The sequence below is a fragment of the Streptomyces sp. MK37H genome (assembly GCF_018035285.1).
GTDB lineage: Bacteria > Actinomycetota > Actinomycetes > Streptomycetales > Streptomycetaceae > Streptomyces > Streptomyces endocoffeicus.
Window position 1 is genome coordinate 1 of sequence record NZ_JAAAYH010000366.1, and the last position, 9132, is coordinate 9132.

The following is a 9132-nucleotide window of genomic DNA, read 5'->3' on the forward strand; positions in this document are numbered from 1 at the left end:
TGTGCAGGAGCCGTCGCCGCATATTGACTGGTCTGCGGGTGCGGTGTCGCTGTTGCAGGAGTCGGTGGAGTGGCCGGAGTCGGGTCGTCCCCGGCGGGCCGCGGTCTCGTCGTTCGGCTTCAGCGGCACCAACGCGCACACGATCATCGAACAAGCCCCGGTCAGCGAGGACGAGGCCCCGCGTGAGGTGGCGGCGGCGCCTGGTGTGACATCGTGGCCGCTGTCGGCGAAGACCGCCGACGCGCTGCGTGCGCAGGCCGGGCGGCTCCGTTCCTACCTGGACGAGCGGCCGGAGCTCGCACCGGCCGACCTCGGCTACTCGCTCGCGACCACGCGCGCCGCGCTGGACCACCGCGCGGTACTGGTGGCCGACGACCGCGAGGGCTTCCTGCGCGGTCTGGACGCGCTGGCACGCGGCGAGTCCGGTGCGGAGGTGATCCAGGGGTCGGCTGCCGGCGGCAAGGTGGCGTTCCTGTTCACGGGGCAGGGCAGCCAGCGGCTGGGGATGGGGCGTGAGCTGTACGACGCGTTCCCGGTGTTCGCGGAGGCGCTGGACGAGGTGTGCGATGAGCTGGACCAGCACCTTGAACGGCCATTGAAGACGGTGCTGTTCGGGGAGGATGCCGAGGCGCTGGACCAGACCGGGGTCACCCAGCCCGCGCTGTTCGCGGTCGAGGTGGCGCTGTTCCGGTTGGTGCAGGCGTGGGGGCTGCGGCCCGACTTCCTTTCCGGGCATTCGATCGGTGAGTTGGCCGCCGCGCATGTGGCGGGTGTGCTGTCGCTCGCGGACGCCGCGAAGCTGGTGGCGGCGCGTGGCCGGTTGATGCAGGAGCTGCCTGCCGGTGGCGCGATGATCGCGGTCCAGGCGTCCGAGGACGAGGTGACGCCGCTGCTCACCGACGGCGTTTCGATCGCCGCTCTCAACGGTCCGACCTCCGTCGTCATCGCCGGTGACGAGGACGCCGCTGCCGCGATCGCGGCGGGCTTCGAGGCGCAGGGCCGCAAGACCAAGCGGCTCACCGTCAGCCACGCGTTCCACTCCCCGCGCATGGACGGAATGCTGGCGGCGTTCCGCGAGGTCGCGGAGGGGCTGACCTACGAGGCCCCGCGCATTCCGATCGTGTCCAACCTGACGGGCGAGCTGGTCTCCGCCGAGGAGATCACGACCCCCGACTTCTGGGTGCGCCACGTCCGCGAAGCCGTCCGCTTCCTCGACGGTGTCCGGACGTTGGAAGCCCAGGGCGTCACCACCTACCTCGAACTCGGCCCCGACGGTGTCCTCACCGCCATGGCCCAGGAGTGCGTCACCGACGCCGACGCGGCAGGATTCGCCGCCGCGTTGCGGGCCGGTCGACCCGAGGCGCGGGCGGTCCACGCAGCCGTGGCGCGGGCGTACGTCCATGGCGTGGCCGTGGACTGGGCGGCCGTCTTCGCCGGTACGGGTGCGGCTCGGGTCGAGCTGACCGATCTGCCGACGTACGCCTTCCAGCGCCGCCGGTACTGGCCGCAGGCGTCGGCCTACGGCATCGGTGGTACGGCGGGGCTCGGGCTGGCCGCCGTGGACCATCCGCTCGTGGGGGCCGCCGTACCGCTCGCGGGCGGCGACGGTGTGCTGCTGACCGGGCGGATCTCGGCGCAGACGCATCCGTGGCTGCTGGATCACGCCGTGATGGGCTCGGTGCTGCTGCCGGGTACGGCCTTTGTCGAGCTGGCGGTTCGCGCCGGTGACCAGGTCGGCTGTGACCAGGTCGAGGAGCTGACGCTGGAGGCGCCGCTGGTGCTTCCGGAGGCGGGCGGTGTCCAGCTTCAGCTGTCGGTGGGCGCGCCGGACGGCTCCGGCCGCCGTGCGTTCGAGGTGTACTCGCGGCTCGAGGACTCGGCCGCCGATGAGCCGTGGCTGCGCCACGCATCGGGCGCGCTCGTGGAGGGCGCGCCGGCGGCGTCGTTCGACCTGAGCGCCTGGCCGCCGGTCGGTGCGACACCGGTCGAGCTGGACGGTCTCTACGAGGGCATGGCGGGCCTTGGGCTCGCCTACGGCCCGGTGTTCCAGGGGCTGACGTCCGCCTGGAGGCTGGGCGATGAGGTCTACGCGGAGCTGGAGCTGCCCGAGGGTGCCCGCTCCGAGGCGGGGCTGTTCGGTCTGCATCCGGCGTTGCTGGACTCGGCGCTGCACGCGGTCGGGCTCGGTGGTCTGATCGAGGGTGAGGGTGCCCGGCTGCCGTTCTCGTGGTCCGGTGTGTCGCTGCATGCGGTGGGTGCCTCGGTGCTGCGGGTGCGGTTGTCGGCGGCGGGTTCCGATGCGGTGTCGCTGGCGGTGGCGGATGGCGCCGGGCGTGCGGTGCTGTCGGTGGACTCGCTGGTGTTGCGGCCGGTGTCGGCCGAGCAGATCCAGGGTGCGCGGGGTGGCCGTCAGGAGTCGTTGTACCGGCTCGACTGGGCTGAGGTGTCCGCGCAGGGTGCGGCTGGGCGCTGGGCGTTGCTGGGGTCCGATGCGCTGGGCCTGGCGTCGGCGGGGCAGCGGTTCGACGCCTATGCCGATTTGGACGCGTTGGCTGTGGCGGTCGAGTCCGGCGCCGTGCTGCCGGATGATGTGGTGGTCGTCCTGCCCTCCGACCTTCCGGCGGCGCACGTTGTTGGGGCTTCTCAAGCCGGTCCGGCGTTTGAGGACCTGGGTGCTGGGGCGGAGCCTGCCGCTGGCGCGGCTGCGCATGTTGCCTCGGGTGCGGCAAATCAAGCCCGTCCGGCGTTTGAGGACACGCCCGAAGGGCGTCCGGGGTCCTGGGGCTTGCCCCAGGTTGCGGGGAGGGGCGGGACTGGGGAATGCTCCTCACCCGCCGATGCGGCGCACCGCGCCACCGCCCAGGCGCTGAGCCTGCTGCAGCGGTGGCTGGCTGACGACCGCTTCACCAACTCGCGGCTGGTCGTGCTGACCTCGGGTGCCGTGGCCGCCGGGACGGATGAGCCGGTGGCGGATCTGGCCCATGCCGCCGTCTGGGGCCTGGTGCGCTCGGCCGAGTCGGAGAACCCCGGCCGGTTCGTCCTGGTCGACGTCGACGGCGCGGCCGATTCGTTGACGGCGGTGCCGGACGCGCTGGCGTCGGGCGAACCCCAGGTGGCCGTACGGGACGGGGTGCTGCGGGCGCCGCGCCTGGCGCGGGCCGCCGCTACGGGCTCCGGGGACGACGCGCCGGAGTTCGGCGCCGACGGCACGGTGCTGGTCACCGGCGCGAGTGGCACGCTGGGCGCTCTGTTCGCCCGCCACCTGGTGGCGGAGCGTGGCGTACGGCATCTGCTGCTGGTGAGCCGTCGTGGCGACCAGGCACCGGGTGCGGTCGAACTCACCGCCGAACTGGCCGAGTTGGGCGCCGAGGCGCGCTGGGCGGCGTGTGATGTCGCCGATCGTGACGCGCTGGCCGAGGTGCTGGCGGGGATTCCGGTGGAGCACCCGCTGACGGGCGTGGTGCACACGGCCGGTGTGCTGGATGACGGTGTGATCGGTTCGCTGACGCCGGAGCGGCTTGAGCGGGTGCTGCGTCCGAAGGTGGACGCGGCCTGGAACCTGCATGAGCTGACCCGCGAGCTGGACCTCTCGGCGTTCGTGCTCTTCTCCTCCGCCGCCGGTGTCTTCGGCGCCGCCGGTCAGGGCAACTACGCCGCCGCGAATGCCTACCTGGACGCGCTGGCCCAGCACCGTACGGCGCTCGGCCTGCCCGGCACCTCGCTGGCCTGGGGCCTGTGGGCCGCCGAATCCGGTGGTATGGCCGGTGAGCTGGACCAGGCCGATGTATCCCGGATGAGCCGGGGCGGTGTCGCCGCGCTCGCCACCGACGAGGGCAAGGAGCTGTTCGACGCGGCCGGACGGGCGGGCGAGGCGCTGCTCGTCCCGGTGCGTCTCGACCTGGCGGCGGCACGCGCCGAGGCGGCGTCCACCGGTGTGGTGGCGCCGCTGATGTCCGGGCTGGTGCGGGTCCCGGCGCGGCGTACGGCGGAGGGCTCCGCCGGAACGGGCGCACTGGCGCAGCGGCTGGCCCGCCTGAACGCGGCCGAGCAGCTGGAGACGCTGCTTGAGCTGGTCCGTACCCAGGTGGCGGCCGTCCTGGGCTATGCCACCGCCGACTCCGTGGACCCCGACCGCGCCTTCCGCGACCTGGGCTTCGACTCGCTGACCGCCGTCGAACTGCGCAACCGCATGAACGCGGTGACCGGGATGCGGCTCCCCGCCACCCTGGTCTTCGACTACCCGACCTCCCTCGTCCTGGCCGAACACCTCCGGGACGAACTGGCCGGCACCCGCGCCCAGTCGGGCCTGCCGGTGTCGACCGTGGGCGCGCTTGATGACGAGCCGATCGCCATCGTGGGCATGAGCTGCCGCTTCCCGGGCGGGGTGCGCACCCCCGAGGACCTGTGGCGGCTGCTGTCCTCCGGCCAGGACGCGATCTCCGGCTTCCCCGTGGACCGTGGCTGGGACCTGGACGCGCTCTACCACCCGGACCCGGAGCACCCCGGCACCTCGTACACCCGCGAGGGCGGTTTCCTCCACGACGCCGCCGACTTCGACCCCACCTTCTTCGGGATCTCGCCGCGCGAGGCCCTCGCCACCGATCCGCAGCAGCGGCTGCTGCTGGAGACGTCGTGGGAGGCGTTCGAGCGCGCGGGTATCGACCCGGCCACGCTGCGCGGCAGCCGTACCGGTGTGTTCGCGGGCGTGATGTACCACGACTACGCCACGCTCGTGGAGCAGGCCCCGGACGGTGGCGGCGAGGGCGCGATCGGCTCCGGCAGCACGGGCTCCATCGCCTCCGGCCGCGTCGCCTACGCCCTCGGCCTGGAGGGCCCGGCCGTCACCGTCGACACGGCGTGCTCGTCGTCGCTGGTGGCGCTGCACTGGGCGATGCAGGCGCTGCGCTCGGGCGAGTGCACGATGGCGCTGGCCGGTGGTGTCACGGTGATGGCGACCCCCGGTACGTTCGTCGGTTTCAGCCGCCAGGGCGGTCTGTCCGCCGACGGCCGCTGCAAGGCGTTCTCGGCGGACGCGGACGGCACGGGCTGGGCCGAGGGCGCGGGCATGCTGCTCGTGGAGCGGCTGTCGGACGCGCGCAGGAATGGCCACCCGGTGCTTGCGGTGGTGCGTGGCAGCGCCGTGAACCAGGACGGTGCGTCCAATGGCCTGACGGCGCCGAACGGCCCGTCCCAGCAGCGCGTCATCCGGCAGGCACTGGCCGCCGCGGGTCTGTCGGTCGGCGATGTGGACGCGGTCGAGGCGCACGGTACGGGCACGACCCTGGGCGACCCGATCGAGGCGCAGGCGCTGCTGGCCACGTACGGCCAGGAGCGGGACGCCGAGCGGCCGTTGCTGCTCGGCTCCATCAAGTCGAACATGGGCCACACCCAGGCCGCCGCCGGTGTCGCGGGCATCATGAAGATGGTCCTCGCCATGCGGCACGGGGTGCTGCCGAGGACCCTGCACGCGGACGAGCCGTCGCCGCATGTGGACTGGTCGGCGGGGGCCGTCTCGCTCCTCACCGAGCAGGCGGAATGGCCGGAGACCGGCCGTCCGCGCCGCGCGGGTGTGTCGTCGTTCGGCATCAGCGGCACGAATGTGCACACGATCATCGAGCAGGCGCCGGTGGTGGAGGCGGCGGCGGCTCCGGCGGCTCCCGCTGTCACACCCGTCGTGGTGCCGTGGGTGCTGTCCGGCCGCAGCGCGGCCGCCCTGCGGGCCCAGGCCGAGCGGCTGGTCGCCCATGCGGCGGACCGGCCCGAGCTGGGCGCGGTCGACCTGGGCTACTCGCTGGCGACCGGCCGATCGGCGTTCGACCACCGTGCGGTGGTGGTGGCCGAGGACCGGGATGGGCTGCTGACGGCTCTGGGGGCGCTGGCCGAGGGGCGTCGCGCCACGGCGCTCGTTCAGGGTTCGGTGGCCGGTGGCAAGGTGGCGTTCCTGTTCACGGGGCAGGGGAGCCAGCGGCTGGGGATGGGGCGTGAGCTGTACGACGCGTTCCCGGTGTTCGCCGAGGCGCTGGACGCGGTGTGTGCGGAGCTGGACGCGCATCTGGAACGGCCGCTGCGGGACGTGCTGTTCGGGGAGGACGCGGAGGAGCTGGACCGGACCGGGTTCACCCAGCCCGCGCTCTTCGCGATCGAGGTCGCGCTGTATCGGCTGGTCGAGGCGTGGGGTCTGCGTGCGGACTTCCTGTCGGGTCACTCGATCGGTGAGCTGGCGGCCGCGCATGTGGCGGGTGTGCTGTCGCTGGCGGACGCGTGCCGGTTGGTCGCGGCGCGTGGCCGTCTGATGCAGGCGCTTCCGGCCGGTGGCGCGATGATCGCGGTGCAGGCGTCCGAGGACGAGGTCACGCCGCTGCTGACCGAGCGCGTGTCGATTGCCGCGCTCAACGGTCCCACGTCTGTGGTCATCGCGGGTGATGAGGACGCCGCTCTGGAGATTGCCGCGTCGTTCGAGGCGCAGGGCCGTAAGACCAAGCGGCTCACGGTCAGCCACGCCTTCCACTCGCCGCGCATGGACGGGATGCTGGAGGCGTTCCGCGAGGTCGCGGAGGGGCTGACCTACGAGGCCCCGCGCATCCCGATCGTGTCCAACCTGACGGGCGAGCTGGTCTCCGCCGAGGAGATCACGACCGCCGACTTCTGGGTGCGCCACGTCCGCGAGGCCGTCCGCTTCCTTGACGGCGTGCGGGCCCTGGAAGCCCAGGGTGTCGCCACGTTTGTCGAGCTGGGCCCGGACGGTGTGCTCACCGCGATGGCGCAGCAGTGTGTCACCGGTGAGGACGCCGCGTTCGTCTCGGCCCTGCGCAAGGGCAGGGCCGAGGCCGAGACGCTGACGAAGGCCCTCGCGCGCGCCCATGTGCGCGGTGTGGCGGTGGACTGGGCGGCCGTCTTCGCCGGTACGGGCGCGGCTCGGGTGGAGTTGCCGACGTACGCCTTCCAGTACGCGCGCTACTGGCCCGAGCTTCCGGCCGTCGTGGGCGGTACGGCAGGGCTGGGGCTGGCAGCCGTCGACCATCCGCTGGTCGGGGCCGCCGTGCCGCTGGCCGGTGGCGAGGGGCTGCTGCTCACGGGCCGCCTGGGACTCGACACGCATCCGTGGCTGGCGGATCACGCCGTGATGGGCTCGGTGCTGCTGCCGGGTACGGCCTTTGTGGAACTGGCGGTTCGCGCCGGTGACCAGGTTGGTTGTGATCTGCTGGAGGAGTTGACGCTGGAGGCGCCGCTGGTGCTTCCGGAGGCGGGCGGTGTCCAGCTTCAGCTGTCGGTGGGTGCGCCGGACGGGGCCGGTCGGCGTGCGTTCGAGGTGTACTCGCGGCTCGAGGACTCGGCCGCCGATGAGCCGTGGCTGCGCCACGCCTCGGGCGCGCTCGTGGAGGGCGCGTCGGAGGCACCGTTCGACCTGGGCGTATGGCCCCCGGCGGGTGCGACGCCGGTCGCGCTCGATGGTCTCTACGAGGGCATGGCGGGCCTGGGGCTGGCCTATGGCCCGGTGTTCCAGGGGCTGACGTCCGCCTGGAGGCTGGGCGATGAGGTCTACGCGGAGCTGGAGCTGCCGGAGGACGCGCGGGCCGAGGCGGGTGCGTTTGGTCTGCATCCGGCGCTGCTGGATTCCGCGCTGCACGCGGTGGGGCTGGGCGGTCTGATCGAGGGTGAGGGCGCCCGGCTGCCGTTCTCGTGGGCTGGTGTGTCGTTGCATGCGGTGGGTGCTTCGGTGCTGCGGGTGCGGTTGTCGGCGGCGGGTTCCGATGCGGTGGCGCTGGCGGTGGCCGACGGTGCCGGGCGTGCGGTGCTGTCGGTGGACTCGCTGGTGCTGCGGCCGGTGTCGGCCGAGCAGATCCAGGGCGCGCGGGGTGGCCGTCAGGAGTCGCTGTACCGGCTCGACTGGGCCGAGGTCTCCGCCCAGGGCGGGGCAGGTCGCTGGGCGTTGCTGGGGTCCGACGGCCTCGGTCTGAGGTCGGCCGGGCAGGGATTCGACACCTATGCCGACTTGGACGCGCTGGCCACGGCGGTGGAGTCCGGCGCCACGGCGTTGCCGGATGATGTGGTGGTCGCCTTGCCCGGGAACCTTGCGGCGCCGCACGCTGCTGCGGCTTCTCAAGGTCCGGGGGATGCGGCAATTCAAGCCCGTCCGGCGATTGAGGACACGCCCGAAGGGCGTACGCACCCGCACGCAGACGGCGCGGCATCCGAAGGCTCGGGTGGGGCAATTCAAGCCGGTCCGGCGTTTGAGGACCGGGGCCTTGGGGCGGAGCCTCGAGTTTCGGGAAGGGGCGGGATTGGGGAAAGCACCTCACCCGCCGACACGGTGCACCGCGCCACCGCCCAGGCGCTGAGCCTGCTCCAGCAGTGGCTGGCTGACGATCGTTTCGCCAACTCGCGCCTGGTCGTCCTGACCTCTGGTGCCGTGGCCGCCGGTCCGGCTGAGCCGGTGGCGGATCTGACCCATGCCGCTGTCTGGGGCTTGGTGCGCTCGGCCGAGTCGGAGAATCCCGGCCGGTTCGTCCTGGTCGACGTCGATGGCGCGGCTGAGTCGCTGGCGGCGGTGCCGGACGCGCTGGCGTCGGGCGAACCGCAGGTGGCCGTACGGGATGGGGTGCTGCGGTCACCGCGTCTGGCGCGGGCCACCGCCACGGACTCCGGGGACGACGCGCCGGAGTTCGCAGCCGAGGGCACGGTGCTAGTCACGGGCGCGAGTGGCACGCTGGGCGCCCTGTTCGCCCGCCACCTGGCGGCGGAGCGCGGCGTACGCCAGCTGCTGCTGGTGAGCCGTCGTGGTGCCGAGGCGCCGGGCGCGGCCGAACTCACGGCTGAGCTGGCCGAGTTGGGCGCGAGGGTGGGCTGGGCGGCGTGTGATGTGGCGGACCGTGACGCGCTGGCTGAGGTGCTGGCGGGGATTCCGGCCGAGCATCCGCTGACGGGCGTGGTGCACACGGCCGGTGTGCTGGATGACGGTGTGATCGGTTCGCTGACGCCGGAGCGTATGGCCGGGGTGCTGCGTCCGAAGGTGGACGCGGCGTGGAATCTGCATGAGCTGACCCGCGAGCTGGATCTGTCGGCGTTCGTTCTCTTCTCCTCGGCCGCCGGTGTGTTCGGCAATGCGGGTCAGGGCAACTACGCCGCCGCCAA

General features: G+C 72.9%; 1 protein-coding gene. It reads left to right on the forward strand.

The window, feature by feature from the left end; all coding sequences use genetic code 11:
- On the forward strand, positions 1-9132 hold a 9132-nt coding region (locus GWI24_RS34500), incomplete at both ends, for a type I polyketide synthase (RefSeq protein WP_210949986.1).